The sequence below is a fragment of the Modestobacter sp. VKM Ac-2985 genome, from assembly GCF_026967925.1.
GTDB lineage: Bacteria > Actinomycetota > Actinomycetes > Mycobacteriales > Geodermatophilaceae > Modestobacter.
Genome location: NZ_JAPVBI010000003.1, coordinates 695320 through 719029 on the forward strand (window position 1 = coordinate 695320; position 23710 = coordinate 719029).

Here is a 23710-nt window from a genome sequence, read left to right on the forward strand (position 1 = left end):
ATGACCTCTGCCGACCCTGCGCCGGCCCGCCACTGCGCCGTCGCGACACCCCACGCGCAGGCCACCACGGCCGGCAGCGACGTGGCGGCCCGCGGCGGCACCGCGGTCGACGCCGCGCTGGCCGCCGCCGCCGCCCTCACCGTGCTGTACCCCCATCAGACGGGCGTCGGGGGTGACCTCATCGGCCTGGTCCGGACGCCGGACGGGCAGATCTCCTGCATCAACGCCAGCGGGCCGGCGGCGGCCGCCACCTCCGTGGAGGACGTGGCCCGCCGGCACGGGGGCGCCATGCCCACCGTCGGCATCGACACCGTCACCGTGCCGGGCGTCGTCGGCGGGCTGGCCGCCGCGCACGCCCTCGGCGGCCGGCTGCCGTGGGCGGAGGTCTGGGCCGCCGCCGTCGACCTCGCCGACAGCGGGGCCGAGGTGTCCGCCAGCCTCGGCCGGGCCCTGGTCACCTACCGGGACGAGGTGCTGGCCGACCCGGGACTGCGCGGGGTCTTCGCACCCGAGGGCGAACCGTTGACGCCCGGCGCGCTCCTGCGGCAGCCGGCCCTCGCCCGGACCCTCGCCCAGGTGGCGGCGGGCGGCGCGGCCGCCTTCTACGCCGGCCCCGTCGCGGCGGAGCTGCTCGCGGGGTTGACCCGGCTGGGCAGCCGGCTCAGCGCCGCCGACCTCGGCGACTTCGCGCCCGAGACGGTGCCGCCGCTGCACCGGGACCACGGCGACCACACCATCTGGACCAGCCCGCTCAACACCCAGGGCTACCAGCTCCTCCAGGTCCTCGGCGCGCTGGCGCACCTGCCCGAGGACGTCGACGTGGACGGCGCCGGTGCCGGTGCACTGGCCGCACTGTGGTCACGGGCCAACCGCGACCGCGCGCGGCTGCTGGCCGACCCCCGGTACGCGGACGTGGACGTGGACGAGCTCCTCGCCGGGGACGCGCTCGCCGGGGCCGCGAAGGAGGCCGTGACCGCCGGTGCCACCGACGGCCCGACCGACTTCGTCCAGCCGCGCGGGGACACGGTCGCGGTGGTGGCCACCGACAGCGACGGCTACGCGGCGTGCCTGATCCTCAGCGTGTTCCACCCCTTCGGCTCCGGGCTGCTGGAGCCGACCACGGGCGTCGTCCTGCACAACCGCGGGGCCTACTTCTCCCTGGACCCGACCAGCGCCAACTGCCTCGCCCCGGGCAAGCGACCCGGTCACACGCTGATGCCGGTGATGGTCACCCGGGGCGACCAGCTCGCCTGGGTCGTCGGCACGATGGGCGGCAAGGCCCAGCCGCAGATCCAGGCGCAGGTGCTCCGCGCCCTCTTCGCCGGCGCGTCCCCCGCGCAGGCCGTGGGCACCCCGCGCTGGGTGGTCGGTGGCCTGGGCGCCGGCGAGCCGGAGGACCTGGTGCTGGTCGAGTCCGACGTGCCGGGCGTCGTCCAGGGCGCCATCGCCGAGCGCGGCTACACCCTGCAGGAGTACGCACCGCACAGCGAGATGCTCGGCCACGCCCAGGTCGTCCGGGTCGACGTCGACGGGTTCACCGCAGCCAGCGACCCCCGGTCCGACGGGCAGGCGATGGTCGTCCCGGTCCCCGCACGGTGAGCCGCCGGGTGCGCCAGGGACGCCGGGCCCCCCGGCACCCCCTGCAGACCGCGGCCTTCCTGCTGACCTTCGGCACCGGCATGTTCGACGCGATCAGCTACCTGGGCCTGGACCGCGTGTTCACCGCCAACATGACCGGCAACATCGTCCTGCTGGGCATGGGGCTGACCACCGACCAGGACATCCCCGTGCGCCTGGCCGCGATCGCGCTCGCCGGGTTCGCCGTCGGGGCGCTGGCCGCCGCACGCTTCCTGCGCCGCCAGCCGACCGGCCTCCAGGTACCGCTCCGCTCGCTGGTGCTAATCGGGGTGCTCGCCGTGCTGACCGCCGGCTCGGCGGTCGCCTTCCTCGTCGTGCCGGAGGTGCCGCGCGCGCTGCTGGTCGGCATCACCGCGGCGTTGAGCGCGGGCATGGGCATGCAGGCGGTCGTGGCCAAGCGCTTCGGCGTGCCCGACGTGTCCACCGTCGTGCTGACCATGACCCTGACCAGCTGGATGAGCGAGTCCCGGCTCGGCGGCGGCACCGGGGTGCACTCGTTCCGCCGGGGCGGCGCCGTCGTGCTCATGGCGGCCGGGGCGGCCGCCGGGGGTGCGCTCCTGCTCCTGGGGGACGCGGTGGCGCTCGCCGCCGCCGCCGCGGTGGTGCTCGTCGCCCTCGCGCTGATGGCCCGGAGCCACCTGGTCGCGCGTCGGGCAGCGGTCGCCGGTCCGGACGCGACGCCGGTCCCGGACCGGCAGGCGACCGACGGCCGGAGCCCGGCCCCGGCCCCCTGACCGGCCGGTCCGCGGACGGCACGTGTCGGGCGACGCCGGGGCGGGAAGGCAGGATCGACCGCGACGGACGACGACCGCGCGCCCCCCGACCCGAAGGACCCTCGTGCCCCCCTCCCGTCCCCGCCTCCGCTCCGCAGCCCGGATCGCCCTCGGCGGCATGCTCGTCTTCGCCGGCACCAGCCACCTGACCTTCGCGCGGAGGGACTTCCGCGCCCAGGTGCCCCCGTGGGTCCCGATCGACACCGACGACGTGGTGCTCGCGTCCGGCGTCGTGGAGATCGGGCTGGGCGCGGCCCTCGCCGCCCTCCCCCGCGAGCAGCGCCGCGTGGGGGCGATCGCGGCGCTCTTCTTCACCGCGATCTTCCCGGGCAACGTCGCGCAGTACACCGGCCGGCGCGACGCCTTCGGCCTGGACACCGACCGGAAGCGGGCCCTGCGCCTGCTCGGTCAGCCGGTGCTCGTCGCCTGGGCCTGGTGGTCGACCCGCACCCGTACTCCCTGACCCGAGGCGCGGGTCCCCCTCCGGCGCTCTCCTCAGGGCAGCGCGAGCCGGTGGGCGACGACCGACCACACGTCCGGGTCGGCGACCAGGCCGAGATGGGTCGACCGGACGCGGACGTGCTCGGCCTGCGGTGAGGCGAGGTCGATGCAGGCGGCCGGGGAGACGATGGCGTCCCGCCGGGTGTAGACCGCGGTGAGGGGCACCTGGATCGGCTGCTCCTGGTCCAGCTGAGCGATCAGCGCGGCGATGCGCGCCGTCTCCTCCGGGCTCCACGCCGAGGCACCGGCCGTCCACGAGGGTCCGCCCACGACGGGCGTGCCGTAGGTGACGACCCGGCGGACCACCTCCGGGTGCCGCCGGGCGACCTCCCGGACGATCAGTCCCCCCAGTGACCAGCCCAGGAGCGAGACCGGTCGGCCGCTGGTCTCCGCCAGCCGCAGCACCTCCCCGCTCAGCAGCTCGGCGTCCCGCTCGGGCCTGCCCGTGTTCACCCCCAGGCCCCAACCGCGGGCGTCGTAGCCGAGGAGACGCAGGTACCGGCGCTGCGGCAGGCCGACGACCTCCGGCGCGCGCCAGCCGGGGACGTCGACGACCACGTGCCCGTCACCCCGGGGTGCTCCGGCCAGGCGGGGCAGCGCCCCGGGGAGGCGGAGACCGGCGACGACCCCACCCAGCTCGCGGTACGGGCTGGGGCGCGGCGGCCTCCGCAGTTCGTCGACGTCCGGTCGCCAGGTGTCCGGCAGGGCGCGGGAGGTGACCCCGGCCCAGCCGAGCAACCGGCTCGGACGTCTCTCGCTCGATCCTGCGACGGCACTCGACCGCACGTCTCCGACCACCTGAGTCTTGTTCACGGACTCAACCTGGCCGATGAAGCTGGGTCTGTCAACGAGATGCAGGTGGGCATATCCTCCGACCGTGGACCCGACTCCCGACGCAGCGACTCCCGATGCACCGGCGGCCATGGCGTGGTCCATGGAGAACTGCCAGGTGGAGCGGGCGATGGGGGTCCTCGGGGAGCGCTCCTCGGTGGTCGTGCTCCGAGAGGTCTTCGTCGGCGTCCGGCGCTTCGACGACATCCACCGGCACAGCGGGGTGTCCCGGCAGGTGCTCTCCAACCGGCTGGCCATGCTCGTGGACGAGGGCCTGCTCACCAAGGTCGCCTACCAGGCGGCCGGCTCCCGACCGCGGCACGAGTACCGGCTGACCCCGAAGGGCCTCGACCTCTATCCCGTGCTGACCGCGCTCGCGCAGTGGGGAGCCCGCTGGTACAGCGACCCCGACGGCCCGGCCGTGCAGATGGTGCACCGCGACTGCGAGGCACCGGTCGAGGCGTCCCTCCAGTGCGCAGCCGGTCACCGGGACCTGCCGGTCCGCGAGGTCGTCCCCCGCCCCGGCCCGGGCGCCCTCCCGCTGAGCTGACCGGCCCTCAGCCGTGGACGAGGCGCCGGGTCAGGACCTGGTCCCCGGGTGCGCGGTGAGGGCGCGCAGGGCCTCGCCCAGCGTGGCGACGTCGGCCAGCGGCGTGGCCGAGCTGCAGCTCACCCGGACCGCGCCCGGCAGCCGGTCGGTCCGGTCCGCCCGCGCGTCGTCGTGGAACTGCTGCACCTCGCCCGGGGTGAGCCCGAACAGCCGGCTGAGGTAGGGGTGAGCGCAGAAGCACCCGCTGCGGACCCCGATGCCGTGCTCCTGGGCCAGCCGCTCCGCGACCTCTGCATGGGGCATCCCGTCGATGACGAAGGCGGCCACGGGAAGACGGTCGCCGGTCGTGGGCCCCAGGCGGTGCAGCCCGGGGACGGTGGCGAGCTCGTCGTCCAGCGCCTGGACGAGCAGGTCCTCGTGGACGCGGTTCCGCCCCGCCGCGGCCAGCAGTTCCTCCGCGGCGGCGGCGAGGGCCACGACGCCGACGACGTTGGGCGTGCCCGCGTCGTCCCGGTCGGGGGTGTCGGCCCAGACGACGTCGGTGTGCGAGACCGCCTTCACCGCCCCACCCCCGACGAGGAAGGGCTCGCCGTCGGCGAGCAGCCGGCGGTCCACGACCAGGCCGCCCGCGCCGAAGGGCGCGAACATCTTGTGGCCGGACCACGCGAGCACGTCGATGCCGAGGGCGGCCATGTCCACCGAGCGGTGCGGCACCAGCTGCGCGCCGTCGACCACCACCAGCACACCCCGGTCCCGGGCCGCCGCGGCGATGCCGGCGAGGTCGGGCAGCCAGCCGGTGACGTTCGACGCCCCGGACACCGCCAGCACGCGCGGGGTGGGGCGCTCGTCGAGGGCGGCGACCACGGCGTCGACGTCGAAGGTCCCGGCCCGGTCGACGTCGACGACCCGCACCTGCGCGTGGCGCTGCCAGGGGAGCAGGTTGGCGTGGTGCTCGACCGCGGTGGTGACGACGACGTCGTCGCGGGTCAGGCCCAGCCGGAAGGCGGTCAGGTTGAGGGCCTCCGTGGTGTTCCGGGGGAACAGGGCCACGTGCGTGCCCGGATCGGCGCCCACGAACCGGAGGAGGGTCTCGCGCGCCTGCTCGTACCGAGCGCTGGTGAACTGCGACTTGGCGCCGGCCCCTCGGTGGACGCTGGAGTACCACGGCAGGAACTCCTGCACGGCGCGGACGACGCCCGCCGAGGCCGACGTGGTGGCCGCGGCGTCGAGGTCGACGTACCGACGCTGCTCGCCGCCGACGGAGATGCGCAGGTCGGCACCGATGAGGGGGTCCATCTGGGCCAGGGCTCCCGTTCCGGAGGACGACGTCATCGCCATGGAGCTCCCGTCATGGCGGGTCGCCGTGCGGGCGACCCCCGGGAGCCTCTCACCGCTGACCGCCGACGACGGGTGACGACACCCCCACCGGCTGTCGTGACTCAGCGTGGGGACGGTCGTCGGCTCAGCTCGCGACCAGCACGAAGAAGACGAAGCTCAGGAACGACGTGCGGCCGGTGAACTGGGGCGGCAGGAGCTCCGCCGGGGTGTCCGGTGACCACGGCGGTTCACTGATGCGGGCGAGCTGGAAGCCCGCGTCGGCGAAGGCGTCCGTCATGGCGTGCAGTGGCCGGTGCCAGTACGTCAGCTCGGCCTGCTGGTCCCCGAAGGTGTACTCGTCCGTCCACTGGGTGAGGGCGAAGTAGTCGGTCTCGGGGTGCAGCATCTTGTAGAGGCTCGGGTGGTTGACCGACAGCACGAGCCGGCCACCCGGCCGGAGCACGCGACGCAGCTCGGCCAGCGGTGCCGACCAGTCGCGCAGGTAGTGCAGGACGAGCGAGGCGGTCACGTCGTCGAAGCCGCCGTCGGCGAAGGGGAGCGGGGCCGACAGGTCGGCGACCCGGACGTCGGCGTCCTCGCCGAGCCGCTCCCGCGCCAGCTCGACCATGACCGCGCTGGAGTCGAAGCCCGTCACGACGGCGCCCCGGGTGCGCAGCGCCGCAGCGAGCGGTCCGGAGCCACAGCCGGCGTCGAGGACACGGCGACCGCGGACGTCACCGACGAGCTCCAGCATCGCGGGTCGCTCGTAGTGGGCGTTGATGAGGTTGACGTCGTTCTCCGCCGAGTACGCCGCGCCGAAGCTGTCGTAGTCGTTGACCTGCACGCGCGGCCTCGCCTCCGGTGACTGATCGAGCCGTCAACGTATCCGGGCTCAGGCAGGTTCGACGACGACCTTGCCCTCGATCCGACCGGCGGCGGCCTCGGCGTGCAGCGCGGGGAGCTCGGTCAGCGGGATGCGGCGGGTGACCTCGATCTGCAGGTCCCCGCTGTCGACCAGGGACACCAGCTCGGTGAGGCGGTCCCGGTGGGGCAGCACGAAGACGGTCGTGGCGGTGACGCCGCGGGTCTCGTCGCCGGGGGTGGCCATGAACGCGGTGGTGCTGACGACCTTGCCGCCGTCGCGGACCAGGGCCACGAGCGCGGTGAACCGGTCGGGGTCGATGGGGGCCAGGTTGACCAGCACGTCGACCTGCTCGTCGACCGCCACCAGCACGTCGGTGGTGGTGTGGTCGATGACCTGGTCGGCGCCGGCCGCGCGGACGGCGGCGCTGCTGCGCGGGCTGGCGGTCGCCACGACGTGCACGCCGGCTCGGGCGGCCAGCGCGACGGCGTACGTGCCGACCACGCCTCCGGCGCCGTTGATGAGGACCCGCTGCCCGGCGGTCAGCTCGCCGAGGTCGAACAGCGCCTGCCAGGCCGTCAGCGCCACCGACGGCAGACCTGCCGCGTCGGCCAGCGGGACCTTCGTGGGGGCTGGGACCAGGGCGTCGGCCGGGGCGATGACGTACTCCGCCGCACCGCCGTCCCGCTCCATCGGCAGGAACCCGATCACCGCGTCCCCCACCTGCAGGCCGCCCTCGCCGATGGCTCCGCCGACGCCGTCCCCGAGCGCGTCGACCGTGCCGGAGACGTCGTAGCCGGGCACGTGCGGCAGCACGACCGGGATCGGCAGGAACCCGCCGCGCATGCCGGCGTCGGCGGCGTTGAACGCCGAGGCGGCCACCCGCACGCGGACCTGGCCCGGGCCGGGGGTGGGCTGGTCGACGTCCTCGTACTGCAGCACCTCGGGACCGCCGACCTCGTGGAAACGCACTGCCTTCATCGCTGGACCTGCTCTCGTCTGGGTGTGCCGTTTGCGGACGTCACCCAACGTCGCAGGTCCCGGCGCGGTCAGCCTGGGCCGGACTGGCCCACCTTGATGACCGCCCGCCCGTCGGTGGCGCCGACCACCTCGGCCAGCCGGTCCGCATCGCGCGATCCCGGCGCCGCGGTCAGCAGGACGGCCGACAGGTCGTCACCGGGGAGCGCGATCAGGTTCCCGACGAGGGTGAGGGAGTCCCCGTCCGACTGGGTGAACGTCGCGCTGCTCTCGTAGGCCGCCACCGGTCGCGGCGCCCGCCACAGCGTGTCGAACCGCCGGCTCCGGGTCCGCATCTCGTCCACCATGGCGGCGAGAGACGCATCACCGGGGTACCGCAACAGCGCGGCTCTCAGCTGAGCCACCTGGATCGTCTCGTGCGCGGCCGCGTCGGCGTCGGACTGTTGGAAGGCGGCGAACGGGTGGCAGAAGATGCGCCAGGCCACGTTCCACTCCCAGCGCTCGCCGGTGAGGTCCCAGTGCTCCAGGGCCAGGAACCCGCTGTTGACCGCGACGACGTTCATCGCCGCATCGGTCACGATCATCGGGGTGTCGGAGAACCGCTCCAGCAGTCGCGTCGCGCCCGGGCCGAGGTCGGTCGGCACCTGCCCGTCCGCGGCGGCGTACCCGGCCAGCGCAGAGAGCCGCTCGTAGTCCGACCGTCCGACCCGCAGGGCCCGGGCGATGGCCTTCACCACCCCGGCCGAGGGATGACTCCGTCCCTGCTCCAGCCGGCGGACGTAGTCCGCGGACATGCCGGCGAGCTCACCGAGCTCCTCCCGCCGCACCCCGGGCACCCGCCGCCTGCCCACGGGCAGCCCGAGCGTCGCGGGGTCCGCGCTCTCCCTCAGGCGACGCACTGCCGCACCGAACTCGTGACGCTCCACAGCGCGAGTGTGCCCTGCCGACCTGCACAGATGACGTTCGTGGGCCCCGCTCCGGCGGAGGCCCAGGGCGCCGCCGACGAACACCACCTCGACCAGCGGACTGCCGGCCAGCCGGGTCGGCCGCTGGATCCGGTCGGGGTCGTGCGGCTGGTCCGCCTGCACCTCCGTGCTCGAGATGGACACGGGGGCCGGCTGGGCCGCGAGGTCCGCGCACCAGCTCCGCCGACCCGGAAGGGCGCCGAGGTAGGCGGTCCCCACGTGCCGGCAGCGCCACATCTCGATCCGCCGGGGGCGACCGGTGGGCGCCCCCGGTCGTGGTGACACGGCTGAACACGGCCGCGTACGGCGGGCACAGGACCGGGCGGCCGCACCATCACGAGGTCAGCGGTCGGAGAGGTCGCTCGTCCTGGCGCTGCCGGTCGACCTTCGGAGGATCAGCTCCGAGGGGACGACGAGCTGGGGCGCCTGCTCCCGGTACTGGTCCATCGAGGTCAACAGGAGCTCGACGGCGGCTCGTCCGACGTCGGCGTGCGCACCACCCAGGGTCGTCAGGGTGGGTGTGCAGAGATCGGCGGCGAAGATGTCGTCGAAGCCGACCACGCTCACATCGGCGGGTACTCGGACCCCGCGATCGGCCAGGCGCCGCAGGACCCCGATGGCGAGCAGGTCGTTGTGCGCGATGGCCGCGGTCGCATCGGTCGTCAGCGCCGCATCGGCAGCGGCGCCGCCACTGGCCACCGTGGGGGTGAAGGGACCCATGCGCCGGGCGTGCACGCCCAGCTCGGCCGCGGCTGCCCGGATGGCGGCCCAGCGGCTCGCCGCCATCCAGGAGTTCTGCGGGCCCGCGAGGTAGACGACCGACTCGTGCCCGAGCGAGGCCAGGTGGGACACCATCTGCCGGCACCCCTCGGCGTGCTCGAGCACGACGCTGGCGAGGCCGGGCACACGACGGTTGACCACGACCACCTTCTGGGTGGCAGCGAGTTGCAGCAGGTTCTCCGCCGGCTGCCGACTGGCCGCGAGGAGGAAGCCATCGACGGACCGGGTCAACCGCTGGATCTGTTCGAGTTCGATCCGGGGTGACTCCTCGGCGTTGACCAGCACGAGGGTGTAACCGGAGGCCTTGGCTCGCAGTTCGGCACCGCGGATCAGCTCGAAGAAGTGCGGGTTGGTGATGTCGGAGACGACCATCGCCACCGTCTGGGTCCGGCGGGACACCAGCGCACGCGCATGCGGGTTCGGCTGGTAGCCGAGGCGTCTGGCCGTCTCCAGCACGTGCTCCCGGGTGGCCGCACGGACCCGGTCTGGGGCGCTGAACGCCCGCGACACGGTCGACGTCGAGACGTCGGCGGCCTGGGCGACGTCATAGATGGTCGAGCTCCTCATGCGGACATCACAGTCCGGTCACGAGATTTATGCAACATTCTGCAACCCTTTGCCACGCCCCCTCAGCCCTTCGTACGGTCCCCCGGTGTTGTGACGGGCAGCACAAGGGCTGCGGAGAAGGGCTGGCGATGACAGCAACTGACGGCCGACCACCTGCACGGTGGAAGTCGTGGATCGTGGTCGTCACGCGCGTGGAACTGGCGCTGGCCGCCACTGCGCTGGCGGTGCTGTTCGTGCTGGTCCTCGTGCAGGCCGCCCAGCGCTACCTGCCGGTGAGCGGCTGGTCGTGGACCGGTGAACTGGCGCGGTTCTGCCTGGTGTGGGTCACCTTCACCGTGGCCGGGGTCCTGGTCACCACGGACTCCCACATCGCGCTGCAGCTGGTCGACAACATCAAGAACCCGAAGGTCGTCCGGTTCGTCCGCGTCCTGGCCAGTGCCGTCGTCGCAGTCATCGGGGCGGGGTTCGCTGCGGAGGCGTGGGAGCTGATGTCCTCCCAGGGGCAGCTCAAGTCGCCGTCCCTGCGGATGCCGTTGACCTTCCTGTACCTCTTCCCGTTCCTCGGTTTCCTCAGCACCGCCGTCCGCGGAGCCGTGGCAGCGGTGGTGTTCGCCGTCCGCGGTGTGCCGGCTCCGGTCGGGACGAACGAGGTGCGGCCGGCATGAGCCTCCTGCTGCTGACGATCGCGATCGTCGCCCTCCTCTTCATCCGCGTCCCGGTGGCGTTCGCCTTCCTGGGCCCCTCGCTGGCCTACATGCTCCTGACCGGGCAGTCCCTCGGCCTCAGCCTGCGGCTGATCGTCAACGCGACGGCGAGCTTCCCGCTGCTGGCCGTGCCCCTGTTCATCCTGCTCGGCGTCATCGCCAACCGGGGTGGCATCGCCGACCGGCTCTTCGACTTCGCGCTGGCGCTGTTGGGCCGGGTGCGCGGCGGCCTGGGGTACGTGAGCGTCGGCGTCAGCCTCGGGTTCTCCTGGATGAGCGGCTCGGCCGTGGCCGACGCCGCCGCCCTGGGGAAGATCCAGATCCCGGCCATGGTGCGCAACGGCTACCCGCTCCGCTTCGGGCTGGGTGTCACCGGCGCCGCCTCGCTGATCGCCCCGGTGATGCCGCCGAGCATCCCCGCGGTCATCTTCGCCGGACTGGCGGCGGTCTCGACCGGTGGGCTCTTCGCCGCATCCGTCGTCCCGGCGCTGCTGATGGCCTTCGGCCTGTGCGTCGTCGTGTTCTTCCTCGTGCGGAAGCAGCCGGACATCATCCGGACCGACTTCTCGATGCGCCAGCTGGTCGTCACCGGACGGCGGGTGATCGGCCCGATCCTCGCCCCGGTGATCATCCTGGGCGGCATCCTGGGCGGCTTCTTCACGCCCACCGAGGCCGCCGCCGTCGGCGTCGCCTACATGCTGCTGCTCTGCCTGGCCTACCGGAGCCTGAAGGTCCGGGAACTGCCCAAGGTGCTCACCGAGACGGTGACGACGACCGGCGCGATCATGCTGATCGTCTCCTCGGCGTCCCTGCTCGGCTACATCCTGGCCCGCGAACGGGTCCCTCAGCTGCTGGCCGAGAACGTCTTCGGGTTCACCGAGAACGCCACGGTCTTCCTGCTGATGACCGCGATCCTGATGCTGGTCCTGGGCACGGTGGTGGACCCGACCGCCGTCCTGGTGCTGGTGGTGCCGATCCTGCTGCCGATCAGCGCGACCTTCGGCGTCGACCCGATCGTGCTCGGCGTGCTGATGATCGTCGCGCTGATGATCGGGCTGCTCACCCCACCGGTCGGCACCGTGCTCTACGTCCTCAGCTCGGTGGCCGAGACGAAGGTCAGCGAGGTCTTCCGCGGCTGCCTGCCGTTCATCGTCCCGCTCGTGGTGATCCTCGGTCTGATCATCGCCTTCCCCGACGCCGTCCTCTGGCTGCCGGGGGTGCTGGGCCTGTGACCGGCAACCTCTCCCCCACGGGCGCACCCGCCGTGCGCCGGTCCTTCCTCGCCGGGCTGCTCGGCCAGGGCATCGGTCCGTCACTCTCCCCCGAGCTGCACGAGCGGGAGGGCGCCCGGCAGGGACTCCGCTACACGTACAAGACCGTCGAGCTCCCGGACGCCGCGCTGCAGCCCGACCACCTGCGCGGTCTCCTGCGCGCCGCGGTCGAGCTGGGCTTCGACGGGCTCAACGTCACCCACCCGGTGAAGCAGGTGATGGCCCCGCTCGTCGACGACCTGGCGCCGGAGGCAGCCGCCATCGGCGCGATCAACACGATCGTGATCGAGGACGGTCGCACCCGGGGTCACAACACCGACGTGACCGGTTTCGCCGCGGCCCTGCGCGCCGGGCTGCCCGACGTCCCGCTGGAGCGCATCGTGCTGATCGGTGCCGGCGGCGCCGGGGGCGCCGTCGCCCACGCCCTCGCCGGCCAGGGCGTCGAACAGCTGTCGGTGGTCGACCGCGACGCGGCGCGTGCCGAACAGCTGATCGGCGCGCTGGCGGCAGCCGGCAACCAGGTGTCGACGGCGGTCTGCGCGCCGGAGGAGCTGCCCGACCTGCTGGCCGGCGCATCGGGTCTGGTGAACGCCACCCCGATGGGGATGGCCGCCCACCCGGGCACCCCGGTGCCCGCCGGCCTGCTGCGCCCGGACCTCTGGGTCGCCGACATCGTCTACCGACCGCTGCTGACCGAGCTCGTGCGGGAGGCGACCGCCCTGGGGTGCCGGGTGATGACCGGCGCCGGGATGGCCGTGAACCAGGCCGCCGACTCCTTCGAGCTCTTCATCGGCCGGGCTGCGGCTCGGCCGGCCATGTTCGCCGACTTCGACGAGCTCGTCGCCGCCGAGGTCAACGGCGACGAGCCGTCGCCCGGCGATCCAGCACCAGACACCCCGACCGCCCGACCGACCGAGCACTGAGAATCCCAACGAAGGGAAAGACCATGCCCAACCGTCCCCTCCCCAGGCGCCCGCTCCTCGCGGCCTCCGCCCTGCTCCCCCTCCTGCTCGCCACCGCCTGTGGCGGCGACGACGCCGGCGGCGGGGACGCCGGTGGAGGCGGTGAGGTGGAGCTGACGCTCGCGCACAGCTACACCGAGCAGCAGCCACAGCACCGGTGCGGTGCCCAGGTCATCGCGGACGAGGTCGAGGCCGCCGACGTCGGCGTGACCGTGGAGCTCTTCCCGAGCAGCCAGCTCGGCGGCGACGCCGACCGCATCCAGTCGGTGATCTCCGGCGACATCGACCTGGACATCCAGGGCGCCTCGGCGCTCGGGGCGGTCCACGAGCCGATGAGCGTCGTCGACGCGGCGTACGCCTTCGACGACGGCGAGCACCTCGCCCGGTTCTTCGGCAGCGAGGCGTCCGACGAACTGACCCAGGGGTTCGCCGACTCCACCGGCGCCAGCGTGCTCGGGGCCTGGTCCGCCGGCGCCCGGCACTTCACCGCCGGCCAGCCGATCCGCGAGCCCGCCGACCTCGAGGGCCTGCGGATGCGGTTCCCCAACTCGCCGCAGTACCTGATGAACGCCCGCGCCCTGGGCGCGGACCCGACCGAGGTGGCCTACGAGGAGCTGTACCTGGCACTGCAGCAGGGCATCGTCGACGGCCAGGAGAACCCGATCGTCAACATCGACGCCCAGAACCTGGGCGAGGTGCAGGACTTCCTGAGCCTGTCCGCCCACCAGGAGAACTCCAACCTGGTGATCGCCGGCCCGGGCGTCGAGGAGCTCTCCGACGAGCAGCGGGAGGCGCTCGACGCCGCGGTCGCCGCGGCCGTCGAGCAGGTGCCCGAGTGCGTCGCCGAGGACGAGCAGCAGGTCCTCGATGAGTGGACCTCCGGCGGCGAGTTCGAGGTCGTGGAGGACGTGGACGTCGACGCCTTCCGCACCCAGGCCGAGGAGTACCTCCGGGCGAACCTGAGCGAGGAGCAGCTCAGCGTCTACGAGGCCATCCGCGACTCGGCCGAGTGACCGAGCCGCTCCGCACCGACCCCCGGGGCGCCTCCGCGCAGGAGCGCCCCGGGGCGGTCGTGCAGACCTTCCGGGGGCCGGTGCACCCCGACCAGCTCGGGTCGACGCTGGTGCACGAGCACGTCTTCGTCGGCAGCCCGGAACTCGACCTCAACCACCCGCACCCGGAGTGGGAGCCGGCCACCGCCGTCGACCGGGCCGTCACCGCCCTGACCCGGTTGCGTGACCTCGGCGTCCGCACGGTCGTCGACCTGACCGTCCTGGGCCTCGGCCGGGACGTCGCCCGACTGCTGCCGGTGGCCGAGCGGGCCCCGGTGCACCTGATCGCCTCGACCGGCTACTACACCGCGAACGTGCTGCCGCCGTTCTTCGGCACCCACGGACCGGGCCGGCTGGTCGACGGCCCCGACCCGCTGATCGAGTTCTTCCTCGGCGACATCGAGGAGGGCATCGCCGGCACCGGCGTGCGGGCCGGGATGCTCAAGGTGGTCACCGACGAGGAGGGCATCACCACCGACGTGGCCCGGGTGATGACGGCCGCCGCGGTCGCCCACCAGCAGACCGGCGTCCCGATCACCACGCACAGCCGGCCCGCGCTGCGCAACGGGCTGGACCAGCAGGCGTTCCTGCGGCAGCGGGGCGTCCCCCTCGACCGCGTCGTGATCGGCCACTCCGGGGACACCGAGGACCTCACGTACCTCCGGGTGCTGATGGACGCCGGCTCCACCATCGGCATGGACCGGTTCGGGATGGAGCACGTCCTGCCCGACGAGCGCCGGGTCGCCACCGTGCTGGCGCTGCTGCGGCTGGGCTACGCCGACCGGATGGTGCTCTCCCACGACGCAGCCTGCTTCAGCCGCGTCACGCCGCCCTCGTGGCGCGCGGTCCACGCACCGCACTGGCGCTTCGAGAACATCCCCACGCGCGTGGTCCCGATGCTGCTCGCCGGCGGCGCCACCGAGGACGACGTCCACCAGATGACCGTGGTCAACCCGGCTCGGCTGCTCACGCCGGCACGGAGGAGCACGCCATGACCTCGGTGCTCGTGCTCAACGGCCCGAACCTCGACCTGCTCGGGACCCGCAAGCCGGAGGTGTACGGATCGGCGACGCTGGCCGACGTCGAGCGGCTGTGCCGGGACAAGGCGGCCGAGCTCGGACTCGACGTCGAGTGCCGGCAGTCCAACCACGAAGGCCAGCTCATCGACTGGGTGCACGAGTGGGGCCGGCGCGTCCGGGACGGCACGGCCATCGGTGCGGTCTACAACCCGGGTGCCCACGCCCACACGTCGGTGGCGCTGCGGGACGCGATCGAGGGGGCGGAGCTGCCGGTGATCGAGGTGCACATCTCGAACGTGCACGCCCGTGAGCAGTTCCGGCACCACTCCCACATCTCCCCGGTCGCCCGGGGCGTCGTCGTCGGCCTCGGCGTGCTCGGCTATCCCTTGGCGCTGACCGGCCTGGCCGAGCTCGCCCGCCAGGAGCGCTGACCGCGGGTCAGCCGGCAGCCAGCCGGCGGGCTCGGGCCCGGGGGTGCTCGAGCATCTGGTCGACCAGGCCGTGCAGGCGGTGCAGCCGGGCGACCGGGTCGTCGGTGAGCACGCCGACGGAGTCGTCGCCCCCGAGCGCGACCGGGACGTGCGGCGGGAGCGTGGCCAGCAGCCCGGCCACGGTCTCACCGGCCTGCTCGACCTGGCGCGCGCTGACCCGGACGTAGCCCAGTGCCTCACCGAGCACGTCCACGGCCGCCTCGACCTCACCGGGCGCGCAGCTGCCCACCGGCACGTCCAGGACGACCCCACCGCCACTCGGCCCGACGACGGCTGCCGCGTCGGCGAGCAGGTCCGGACGGTCCACCGGCAGCGGGGCGAGCAGCGGCAGCAGCCGGTACGGGCGGGCCTGCTCGACCAGCCGGCCGAAGACCTCGGCCCGCTCGGCGACACGTGGTCCGGCCGCATCGTCGGAGCCGAACCGGGCGGTCACGTACCGGGCCCCGAACCGGGCGCCCAGGTCCAGCACCCGGCCGTGCGCAGCGTGCACGTGGTCGTCGGGCAGGGTGCCGCCGAGCTGGACCCGGCCGACGTCGAGCACCGTCACCCGGGTCTCGAGGAGCTCGTCGACGAGCCGGAGCAGGTTCCGCTCCCCCGCACCCCCGGACCACCAGGGCTCGACCTCGGCCACCGCCCCGACGTGCAGACCGATGGAGTCCCAGCCGGTGCCGGCCAGCAGCTCGGCGAGTTCGGCGGGGTCGCGGGGATGCACCACCGACTGGTGCACGGCCAAGCGGTTCACGGCGCGTTCGTCCTCTCTGCTCCGGCGCGCCGGACCGGCGTCACCGTGGGCGGCCGCCGCTGGCGGCGGTGGGCTGCCATCCTGACCGGCGCATCGGCGTTCCCGTACCCGTCATAGCCGCCCAGCCGCTGCACCACCACGACGAAGAGCCGGTCACCGAGCACCTCGGTCGCCAGGTGCAGGCAGGCGCCGTGCGCGTCCTCCTCGTACATGAGGCCGTGCTGCCGGACGGCCGCCAGCAGGTCGGCGGGGAGGTCGAAGCGGGCGTCGAGGTCCTCGGCGTAGTTCTCCGGCAGCCGGAGCAACGGTGCGCCGGCGGCCCGCAGTCGCCGCGCCGTCTCCACGACGTCGTCGGTGGCGAAGGCGATGTACTGCGGCTCGGGGACCCGGGGCGCCCAGCCACCGCGGCGCAGCGACGAGGCCGAGAGCGTCAGCCGCACCGCCCGGTCGGGCCCGGTCACCGCGCGGGTGCGCACCAGGCCGAAGGGGGCGGCCAGCTCGGTCACCTGCTGCGGCTCCAGGCCCAGCACAGCCCGGTAGAACAGCCCGGCCTCGTCGAAGGAGTCGAACGGCTGGGTCAGGGCCACGTGGTCGATGCCGGTCAGGCCGGCGCCCGGGGCGGGTGCGACACCGGTGGGCAGGAAGTCCGCCGGCCACCCATCGGGCACCGTGCGGGTGAAGAAGACCTCCGTGCCGTCCGGAGCAGCGACCGCGGACAGCTCTGCCTCCGCCGCGCCACGGGTGCGGGGCAGCACCGGGGCGCTCATCGCCTCGGCACGGACGGCCGAGCGCGGCGGGTCACCGCTCTCCAGGCCCAGGGCGGAGACCACCGCCTCCCCGAGTGCACCGGGCCGGACGACGGAGGCGTTGAGCAGCACCCGCGCCGCCCCCTGTTCCCACAGCTGCACCGGCTTGGAGCGGTGCTGACCGGTGTGGGTGAACCCGAGGGTCGTCAGCACCTCCCCGACCTGCGGCCCGGAGACCCCGTCGACGGCCAGCTCGGTGAACGACCACCCGGACAGCGTCGGCGGGGCCGGCGGCGGGCAGAGACCCGAGGCCGGATCCGCCAGCGCGAGCGCCTCCTCGAGCCACTGCAGCGAGCGCATGGCGTCGACCGCGGTGCGACCCGGGTCGGACTGCCGGTACACGTCGTTGAAGACCTCCAGCGACCACGGCCCGCGGTACCCGGTGGCGAGGACGGCGCCGAGGAAGCCGGGCAGGTCGAAGGCGCCCTGCCCGGGGAAGAGGCGGTGGTGCCGGCTCCACTGCAGCACGTCCATGGTCAGCTGCGGGGCGTCGGCCAGCTGCAGGAAGAACACCTTCTCCCCCGGGACGGCCGCGAAGCCGCGGGGGTCACCGCCGCGGGAGAGGACGTGGAAGCTGTCCAGGCACAACCCCAGCGCCGCGGAGTCGGCCCGGCGGACGGCGTCCCAGGACGCCTCCCAGGTGGAGACGTGCCGGCCCCAGGCGAGCGCCTCGTAGGCGATCCGCAGTCCCCGCCGCTCGGCCAGGCCCGCGGCGGTCGACAGCTGCTCGGCGAGCTGGTCGGCGTCGGCGACGGCGTCCGGTGCGACCGAGGAACACACCAGCACGGTGCTCACGCCCAGCGCGCTCATCACGTCGAACTTCCGTTCCGCGCGCCGCAGGTTGGCGGCGAACCGCGTGGGGTCGGTCGAGTCCAGGTCGCGGAACGGCTGGTAGAGGTCGATCGACAGACCGAGGTCGGCACAGCGCACGGCCAGCTCGGCCGGCGACCAGGGCGAGGCGACCAGGTCGGGCTCGAACACCTCGACGCCGTCGAAGCCCGCGGCCGCCACCGCGGTGAGCTTGTCCTCCAGCGTCCCCGACAGGCAGACGGTGGCGATCCCCCGGCGGGGCCGCACGGCGCCGGCGGCGTGAGGTGGACGAGCTGGTGGCATGGACCCTGCCCTCTTATGTACCAAGCGGTGAGTTGCGGACCAGCCGACCACATCCGGCGGCGGTGCGCCAGTCCCCCCGCCGCACCGGAGGCCCGGTCGCCGGGGTCCTCTCCGAGCCGGCGTTGCATAGGCTCCGCCGCACGTCCGCCCAGGCAGGAGGAGACCGTGACCGCGCGCCGACCGGAGAGCCAGCCGCGCACCGACGCCGCCGCGGTGCGCCCGGTGGAGCGCACCCGCGACGCCGACCGGACCCGGGCGGAGATCCTCGCCGTCGCCACCGCCGAGTTCGCCGACCGCGGGTACGCCGGAGCCCGGGTCAACGAGATCGCCGAGAAGCTGAGCACGACCAAACGGATGATCTACTACTACTTCGGCGGCAAGGAGCAGCTCTACGTCGCGGTGCTCGAGCAGGCCTACGGCCGGATCCGGGCGCTGGAGCAGCAGGTGGACGTCGAGCACCTGGAGCCGGTGGCGGCGATCCGCGAGCTGGCCGGGCTCACCTTCGACCACCACGAGGCGCACCCCGAGTTCATCCGGCTGGTGAGCATCGAGAACATCCACCGGGCCGAGCACCTGGCCGGTTCCCCGGCGCTGGCCGGTCTGGCCGCCCCCGCCGTCGACGTGCTGGCCGCCATCCTGCAGCGCGGCCGGGCCGAGGGGGTGTTCCGGGACGACGTGGACGCGCTCGACGTGCACCAGGTGATCAGCGCGTTCTGCGTCTTCCGGACCGCCAACCGGCACACGTTCCGGGTCATCTTCGACCGCGACATGCTCGACCCGGCGACCCGTGACCACCAGCGGAGGCTGCTCGGCGACCTGGTCGTCGCCCACCTCACCGCACGGTGAGTCCCGCGAGGTGCCACGCTTCCCAGCACACGGCTGCTACGACCCGGCGGCCACTCGCCGGGTGAGTGAGCGCCGTGCACCACCGACAGGAGACATCCACACGATGACCGCACCATCCCCAGCGCGACAGGCCCTCGTCGTCGGCGCCACCGGCATCGTCGGCCAGAACCTGGCCGAGCGACTGACCGCACAGGGCTGGGACGTCCACGGGCTCTCCCGCAGCGGGCGGGCCCCCGGTCCGGGCGTGCACCCCGTCCAGGCGGACCTGGCCGACCCCGCAGGACTGGCCGCCGCACTGGAGGGCCTGTCCCCCGAGCTCGTCGCGATCACCGCCTGGACCCGGCAGGCCACGGAGGCGGAGAACATCGCGGTCAACGGCGCCGCCGTCCGCAACGTGCTGCAGGCCCTGGAGGCGGCCGGGTCGGTGCGGCACGCCGCGCTGATGACCGGGCTGAAGCACTACCTCGGCCCGTTCGAGGCCTACGCGCAGGGCGAGATGCCCGACACACCCTTCCACGAGGACGAGCCCCGCCTGGACGCGCCGAACTTCTACTACGCGCAGGAGGACGAGCTCTTCGCCGCTGCCGCCCGCGCCGGGTTCACCTGGAGCGTCCACCGCTCGCACACGGTGTTCGGCTTCGCCGTGGGCAACGCGATGAACATGGTGCTGACGCTGTCGGCCTACGCCGCGATCTGCAAGCAGCTCGGGCGGCCGTTCGTCTTCCCCGGGTCGAGCACCCAGTGGAACAGCGTGACCGACGTGACCGACGCCGACCTGCTGGCCGACCAGATCATCTGGGCCGCCGCCACCGAGGCCGGCCACGACCAGGCCTTCAACACCGCCAACGGCGACGTCTTCCGCTGGCGCTGGCTGTGGCCGCAGCTCGCCGCCCACTTCGGCGTGGAGTGGGAAGGCTACGAGGGGCGGGTCCGCCCGCTCACCGAGAGCATGGCCGGCACCGAGGACGTGTGGACCGGGATCGCCGCGGAGCACGGGCTGGTCGAGTCCGACCTCGGCCGGATCGCCTCCTGGTGGCACACCGACAGCGACCTGGGCCGGGAGATCGAGGTGCTGACCGACATGAACAAGAGCCGCAAGGCCGGCTTCACCCAGAGCCGGGACAGCCGCGACAGCTTCTTCCGCTATGTCGAGCGGTACCGCGCGGCCCGCATCATCCCCTGACGCCGGCCGTGCGGGATCGCATCACGGAACCCGCCGCCCGGGCCAGGCGGCCGGCCTCGGCGTGCGGTCGGGAAGCAGCGACACCGGTCGTGGTGTTGTCCTGCCGTACTCGACTGAGAGGCAGGAACTCATGACCACGGAGACCGCGATCCTCGCCGGCGGCTGCTTCTGGGGCGCCCAGGAACTGCTGCGCAAGCGCCCGGGGGTGCTCTCCACCCGCGTCGGCTACTCGGGAGGCGACACCCCGAACGCCACGTACCGCGACCACGGTGACCACGCCGAGGCGGTCGAGATCCTCTTCGACCCGGCTGTCATCTCGTTCCGGGAGGTGCTGGAGTTCTTCTTCCAGATCCACGACCCCTCGACGAAGGACCGGCAGGGCAACGACGTCGGTCGCAGCTACCGCTCGGCGATCTACTACACCAGCGACGAGCAGCAGCGCGTCGCGCTCGACACCATCGCCGACGTGGACGCCTCGGGCATCTGGCCCGGCAAGGTCGTCACCGAGGTCGAGGCGGCCGGCCCGTTCTGGGAGGCCGAGGACGAGCACCAGGACTACCTGCAGAGGATCCCCTTCGGGTACACCTGCCACTACGTGCGGCCCGACTGGGTGCTCCCGCGCCGCGAGGCCGAGGCCACCCGCTGACCTGAGGTCCCCGACCGGCGCGGCCAGGGGGTGGGTGGACGACGGGACTCCTCCCGCTGCTCACCCCCTGGCCCCGGCCGAGCGCCGGTCGCCGTCGAGTCCGCGATCTCGTCGGGGACTCAGTTCGTGCCGTGGAGCTCGCTGGCGGAGGCGCGAGCGGCTGCGGTGCGCAGCAGCGCGAGTGCGTCGGCGGAGGCCGAGTCGGGAGCTGCGCTGAGCATGAGCAGCCGATGCCCGTTGTCCGCCGTCGTGGTCATGGTGAAGGCCAGTTCGAGCGGGCCGACCGTGGGGTGCCGGTAGCGCTTGGTGCCGTCGGTACAGCTCTGCACGGGGTGCCGCGCCCAGAGCGCCGCGAACTCGCTGCTGCGGACGGCCAGGTCCCCGATGAGTGCGGTCAGTGCGGGGTCGCCGGGGTGTTGCCCGGCGGTGAGGCGCAGAGAGGCCACGGCCCGTCGGGCTTCACCGGCCCACTCGGTGTGCAGCTCACGGGTGTGCGGGTCCAGGAAGAGCATGGCGAGCGTGTTCGGCCGGGCGGCCGGGTCCGCGGGCGAGTGGCGATCCAGGTGGCCGGCGAGCAGGGCATGACCCAGGGCGTTCCAGGCCAGGACGTCGTTGCGCCGGTCGAGAGCGAGCACCGGGACGTCGCTGATCGCCTCGATCAACTGGCGGATCTGCGGGCGGACACGCTCCGGTCGCGCCGACGTCCGTGGCGTTGGCCGGACCGGCCGGGCGAGCCGGTGCAGGTGCATGCGCTCTTCCGGGTCCAGCTGCAGCGCCCGGGCCAACGCATCCAGGACGCCGTCCGAGGCGCGGGTGCTCTGCCCCTGCTCCAACCGGGTGTAGTAGGCGTGGCTGACCCCAGCGAGCTGGGCGAGTTCCTCACGGCGCAGCCCGGGAACTCGGCGTGCGCCGTAGGACACCACACCGACCTGCTCCGGGCTCAGCTCAGCCCGCCGCGTCCGCAGGAAGGCGCCCAGCTCGGTTGACGTGCTCACGCCGGCCAGTGTGGTCGAGGCACGTCTCCCGGACCTGTCCCTGCCGTTGGCAGGCAGCCGGTGCCGACCACCGCCACGGCCTGGTTCCCCCACCAGGTCCGCACCAGCCTGGTGGAACGGCCCGCCCTCCTGGCGGGCCCTCTCTCGGAGGAGCCCCGTGACCTCACCCCGCAACACCGCCCTGGTCGTCGGCGCGCACGGCGTCATCGGCTCCACCCTGCTCACCCACCTGACCGGCCTGCCCGACTGGGACGTGATCGGGGTGTCGCGTCGCGGCGGCGTCGACACCCCGGACGTGCGGCACGTGGCCGTCGACCTGCTCGACGCCGACGCCACCGAACGCACCCTGGGCGCACTCCCGGAGGTGACGCACGTGTTCTACGCGGCGTTCCAGGACCGGCCGACCTGGGCCGAGCTCGTCGAGCCCAACCTGGCGATGCTGGTCAACACCGTCGCCGCGGTCGCCCCGGCCGGCAGGTTGCAGCACGTCAGCCTCATGCAGGGCTACAAGGTCTACGGCGCACACCTCGGGCCCTTCGCCACCCCCGCGCGGGAGGACGACCCCGGACACCTGCCGCCGGAGTTCAACGTCAGCCAGCAGCAGCACCTGGAGCAGGCGTCGGCCGGAGCACCGTGGACCTGGTCGGCGCTGCGCCCCTCGGTCGTCTGCGGGACCGCGCTGGGCAACCCGATGAACCTGGTCAGCGTCCTGGCGGTGTACGCATCGATGAGCAAGGAACTGGGTCTGCCGCTGCGCTTCCCCGGGAAGCCCGGCGCCTACGACACCCTGCTGGAGATGACCGACGCCGGCCTGCTCGCCCGCGCCACCGTCTGGGCCGCCACCACCCCGGCCTGCGCCGACCAGGCGTTCAACATCACCAACGGTGACCTGTTCCGGTGGAACCAGATGTGGCCGGTCATCGCCGACCTGTTCGACCTCGCCGTCGCACCTCCCCTGCCCATGTCGCTGACCGACGTGATGGCCGACAAGCAGCCACTGTGGGAGCAGATGATCGACACCCACCAGCTGCGGCCCACGCCGTGGGCGGACGTGTCGTCATGGCAGTTCGGGGACGGCGTCTTCTCCTGGGACTACGACTTCCTCGCCGACGGCTCCAAGGCCCGCCGCTTCGGCTTCCACGAGCACGTCGACACCCGGCAGATGTTCACCGACCTCGTCGCCGAACTGCGCCACCGCCGCATCATCCCGTAGACCGACGCGGGCGGAGGGCCGTTGCCGGGAGCTCGACCTTCCTCGCCGACATGCAGCACCACGTGCCCCGCGGTAGCTTCGACATTGGTTGAGCACTCAACGAGCGTGTCATCGAGTGCTCGACGACCGGCCGACCTCATCGGCCACGACCAGTCCGAGCCCTCAGGGAGACAGCCCATGGCCAAGATCGCAGTCGTCTACTACTCCTCCACCGGGAACGTCCACCAGCTCGCTGCCGCACTCGCCGAGGGCGCGACGGAGGCCGGAGCCGACGTGCGTCTGCGCCGCGTGCCCGAACTGGCCCCTGCCGAGGCCATCGCCTCCAACCCGCTCTGGCAGGCACACGTCGACGCCACCGCCGGCGAGGTGCAGGAAGCCACCCCGGCCGACATGGAGTGGGCCGACGGCTACGCCCTCGGGTCCCCGACCCGGTTCGGCACCCCCGCCGCCCAGATGAAGCAGTTCATCGACACCCTGGGCGGGCTGTGGTTCGCGGGCAAGCTCGCGAACAAGGGAGCCACCGCCTTCACCAGCGCCCAGAACGTGCACGGTGGCAACGAGTCCACGATCTTGACGTTCTTCAACATCTTCAGCCACTTCGGCGCCGTCATCGTGCCGCCGGGGTACACCGATCCGCTGCTGTTCGCTGCCGGCGGCAACCCCTACGGCGTCTCGACCGCCTCGGGCGGCCAGTCGGCCACCGCGACCGACGCGGAGCTCGAGGCTGCTCGCTACCAGGGCCGCCGCCTCGCCGAGGTGACCGCCAAGCTGGTCGCCTGAGCCGATCGTGCTCCCGGGGGCGGAGTCCTGCTGCAGGTGGGACCCGCCCCCGATGCACGACTAGAGGCGCGGTTCGAGGAGTTCCTCCTGGGCCGGACCGTGTGGCGGAACCTGCCTCCCGCGCT

At 73.3% G+C, this 23710-nt stretch carries 24 protein-coding genes; 15 read left to right on the plus strand and 9 right to left on the minus strand.

Translation table 11 applies throughout. The annotated features are described in order from the left end of the window. The 3 genes from O2V61_RS19315 to O2V61_RS19325 all read left to right on the plus strand — a co-directional run bounded on the left by O2V61_RS19315 (position 1) and on the right by O2V61_RS19325 (position 2874). Entirely contained in the window at positions 1–1599 is a 1599-nt protein-coding gene (locus O2V61_RS19315; RefSeq protein ID WP_269184894.1) for a gamma-glutamyltransferase family protein, read from the plus strand. 8 nt (positions 1600–1607) lie between these two features. Continuing rightward, positions 1608–2372 carry a YoaK family protein gene (locus tag O2V61_RS19320; RefSeq protein WP_269184895.1) on the plus strand — a complete coding sequence of 255 codons (765 nt, stop codon included), beginning with the start codon at positions 1608–1610 and terminating at the stop codon, positions 2370–2372. A 103-nt stretch (positions 2373–2475) separates the two neighbouring features. After that, complete coding sequence (locus O2V61_RS19325; RefSeq protein WP_269184896.1) at positions 2476–2874, plus strand: DoxX family protein; 399 nt, start codon at positions 2476–2478, stop codon at positions 2872–2874. Positions 2875–2906: 32 nt separating this feature from the next. Here O2V61_RS19325 and O2V61_RS19330 read toward each other — a convergent pair whose 3' ends face one another. Then, entirely contained in the window at positions 2907–3725 is an 819-nt protein-coding gene (locus tag O2V61_RS19330) for an esterase/lipase family protein (RefSeq protein WP_269184897.1), read from the minus strand. Positions 3726–3789: 64 nt separating this feature from the next. Here O2V61_RS19330 and O2V61_RS19335 point away from each other — a divergent pair, with 64 nt between their 5' ends. Next, a complete protein-coding gene (locus O2V61_RS19335; protein WP_269184898.1) occupies positions 3790–4293 on the plus strand; it encodes a winged helix-turn-helix transcriptional regulator in 504 nt (167 codons plus the stop codon). A gap of 30 nt (positions 4294–4323) precedes the next feature. Here O2V61_RS19335 and O2V61_RS19340 read toward each other — a convergent pair whose 3' ends face one another. From O2V61_RS19340 to O2V61_RS19360, 5 genes are all read right to left on the minus strand, one after another. Beyond that, positions 4324–5625 carry an aminotransferase class V-fold PLP-dependent enzyme gene (locus O2V61_RS19340; RefSeq protein ID WP_269184899.1) on the minus strand — a complete coding sequence of 434 codons (1302 nt, stop codon included), beginning with the start codon at positions 5623–5625 and terminating at the stop codon, positions 4324–4326. 130 nt (positions 5626–5755) lie between these two features. After that, positions 5756–6454, minus strand: coding sequence for a class I SAM-dependent methyltransferase (locus O2V61_RS19345; protein WP_269184900.1), 699 nt, complete (start codon positions 6452–6454; stop codon positions 5756–5758). 48 nt (positions 6455–6502) lie between these two features. Further along, a complete protein-coding gene (locus tag O2V61_RS19350) occupies positions 6503–7453 on the minus strand; it encodes an NADP-dependent oxidoreductase (RefSeq protein ID WP_269184901.1) in 951 nt (316 codons plus the stop codon). A gap of 68 nt (positions 7454–7521) precedes the next feature. After that, positions 7522–8376: a helix-turn-helix domain-containing protein gene (locus O2V61_RS19355; RefSeq protein WP_269184902.1), complete on the minus strand. Its 855-nt coding sequence runs from the start codon at positions 8374–8376 to the stop codon at positions 7522–7524. Positions 8377–8757: 381 nt separating this feature from the next. Next, positions 8758–9762 carry a LacI family DNA-binding transcriptional regulator gene (locus O2V61_RS19360; RefSeq protein ID WP_269160341.1) on the minus strand — a complete coding sequence of 335 codons (1005 nt, stop codon included), beginning with the start codon at positions 9760–9762 and terminating at the stop codon, positions 8758–8760. Between the two features lie 176 nt (positions 9763–9938). On the opposite strand from O2V61_RS19360, the gene O2V61_RS19365 reads away from it, so the two are divergent. The 6 genes from O2V61_RS19365 to aroQ are packed head-to-tail and all read left to right on the plus strand — an operon-like array spanning position 9939 to position 15201. Further along, positions 9939–10427 carry a TRAP transporter small permease gene (locus O2V61_RS19365; protein WP_269184903.1) on the plus strand — a complete coding sequence of 163 codons (489 nt, stop codon included), beginning with the start codon at positions 9939–9941 and terminating at the stop codon, positions 10425–10427. Then, positions 10424–11698, plus strand: coding sequence for a TRAP transporter large permease (locus O2V61_RS19370; RefSeq protein WP_269184904.1), 1275 nt, complete (start codon positions 10424–10426; stop codon positions 11696–11698). The genes O2V61_RS19365 and O2V61_RS19370 overlap by 4 nt, the downstream gene beginning before the upstream one ends. After that, complete coding sequence (locus tag O2V61_RS19375; RefSeq protein ID WP_269184905.1) at positions 11695–12660, plus strand: shikimate dehydrogenase; 966 nt, start codon at positions 11695–11697, stop codon at positions 12658–12660. Before O2V61_RS19370 ends, O2V61_RS19375 begins: the two co-directional genes overlap by 4 nt. A 23-nt stretch (positions 12661–12683) precedes the next feature. After that, positions 12684–13712, plus strand: coding sequence for a DctP family TRAP transporter solute-binding subunit (locus tag O2V61_RS19380; RefSeq protein WP_269184906.1), 1029 nt, complete (start codon positions 12684–12686; stop codon positions 13710–13712). Next, a complete protein-coding gene (locus tag O2V61_RS19385; RefSeq protein WP_269184907.1) occupies positions 13709–14746 on the plus strand; it encodes a phosphotriesterase family protein in 1038 nt (345 codons plus the stop codon). Before O2V61_RS19380 ends, O2V61_RS19385 begins: the two co-directional genes overlap by 4 nt. Then, entirely contained in the window at positions 14743–15201 is a 459-nt protein-coding gene (aroQ, locus tag O2V61_RS19390) for a type II 3-dehydroquinate dehydratase (RefSeq protein ID WP_269184908.1), read from the plus strand. The genes O2V61_RS19385 and aroQ overlap by 4 nt, the downstream gene beginning before the upstream one ends. Before the next feature lie 7 nt (positions 15202–15208). Here the strand turns inward: aroQ and O2V61_RS19395 are convergent, their stop codons facing one another. Both O2V61_RS19395 and O2V61_RS19400 read right to left on the minus strand, forming a co-directional pair. After that, complete coding sequence (locus tag O2V61_RS19395) at positions 15209–16003, minus strand: hypothetical protein (protein WP_269184909.1); 795 nt, start codon at positions 16001–16003, stop codon at positions 15209–15211. Beyond that, a complete protein-coding gene (locus O2V61_RS19400) occupies positions 16000–17922 on the minus strand; it encodes a bifunctional sugar phosphate isomerase/epimerase/4-hydroxyphenylpyruvate dioxygenase family protein (RefSeq protein WP_269184910.1) in 1923 nt (640 codons plus the stop codon). Before O2V61_RS19400 ends, O2V61_RS19395 begins: the two co-directional genes overlap by 4 nt. Positions 17923–18087: 165 nt before the next feature. Here O2V61_RS19400 and O2V61_RS19405 point away from each other — a divergent pair, with 165 nt between their 5' ends. From O2V61_RS19405 to msrA, 3 genes are all read left to right on the plus strand, one after another. After that, positions 18088–18768 (plus strand): TetR family transcriptional regulator, encoded by a 681-nt coding sequence (locus O2V61_RS19405; RefSeq protein ID WP_269184911.1) that lies wholly within the window; start codon positions 18088–18090, stop codon positions 18766–18768. A gap of 103 nt (positions 18769–18871) precedes the next feature. Further along, positions 18872–19951, plus strand: coding sequence for an SDR family oxidoreductase (locus O2V61_RS19410; RefSeq protein WP_269184912.1), 1080 nt, complete (start codon positions 18872–18874; stop codon positions 19949–19951). Between the two features lie 130 nt (positions 19952–20081). Further along, positions 20082–20597 (plus strand): peptide-methionine (S)-S-oxide reductase MsrA, encoded by a 516-nt coding sequence (msrA, locus tag O2V61_RS19415; RefSeq protein ID WP_269184913.1) that lies wholly within the window; start codon positions 20082–20084, stop codon positions 20595–20597. Positions 20598–20716: 119 nt separating this feature from the next. Here msrA and O2V61_RS19420 read toward each other — a convergent pair whose 3' ends face one another. Next, on the minus strand, positions 20717–21592 hold the full coding sequence (locus tag O2V61_RS19420) for a helix-turn-helix transcriptional regulator (RefSeq protein WP_269184914.1): 876 nt from the start codon (positions 21590–21592) through the stop codon (positions 20717–20719). A 157-nt stretch (positions 21593–21749) separates the two neighbouring features. Between O2V61_RS19420 and O2V61_RS19425 the strand changes: the two genes are divergently transcribed. Continuing rightward, positions 21750–22805 (plus strand): SDR family oxidoreductase, encoded by a 1056-nt coding sequence (locus tag O2V61_RS19425; RefSeq protein ID WP_269184915.1) that lies wholly within the window; start codon positions 21750–21752, stop codon positions 22803–22805. A 177-nt stretch (positions 22806–22982) separates the two neighbouring features. Then, the gene (wrbA, locus tag O2V61_RS19430) at positions 22983–23585 is read left to right on the plus strand and encodes an NAD(P)H:quinone oxidoreductase (RefSeq protein WP_269184916.1); all 603 of its coding nucleotides are present in this window, start codon (positions 22983–22985) and stop codon (positions 23583–23585) included. Positions 23586–23710: the final 125 nt, after the last annotated feature.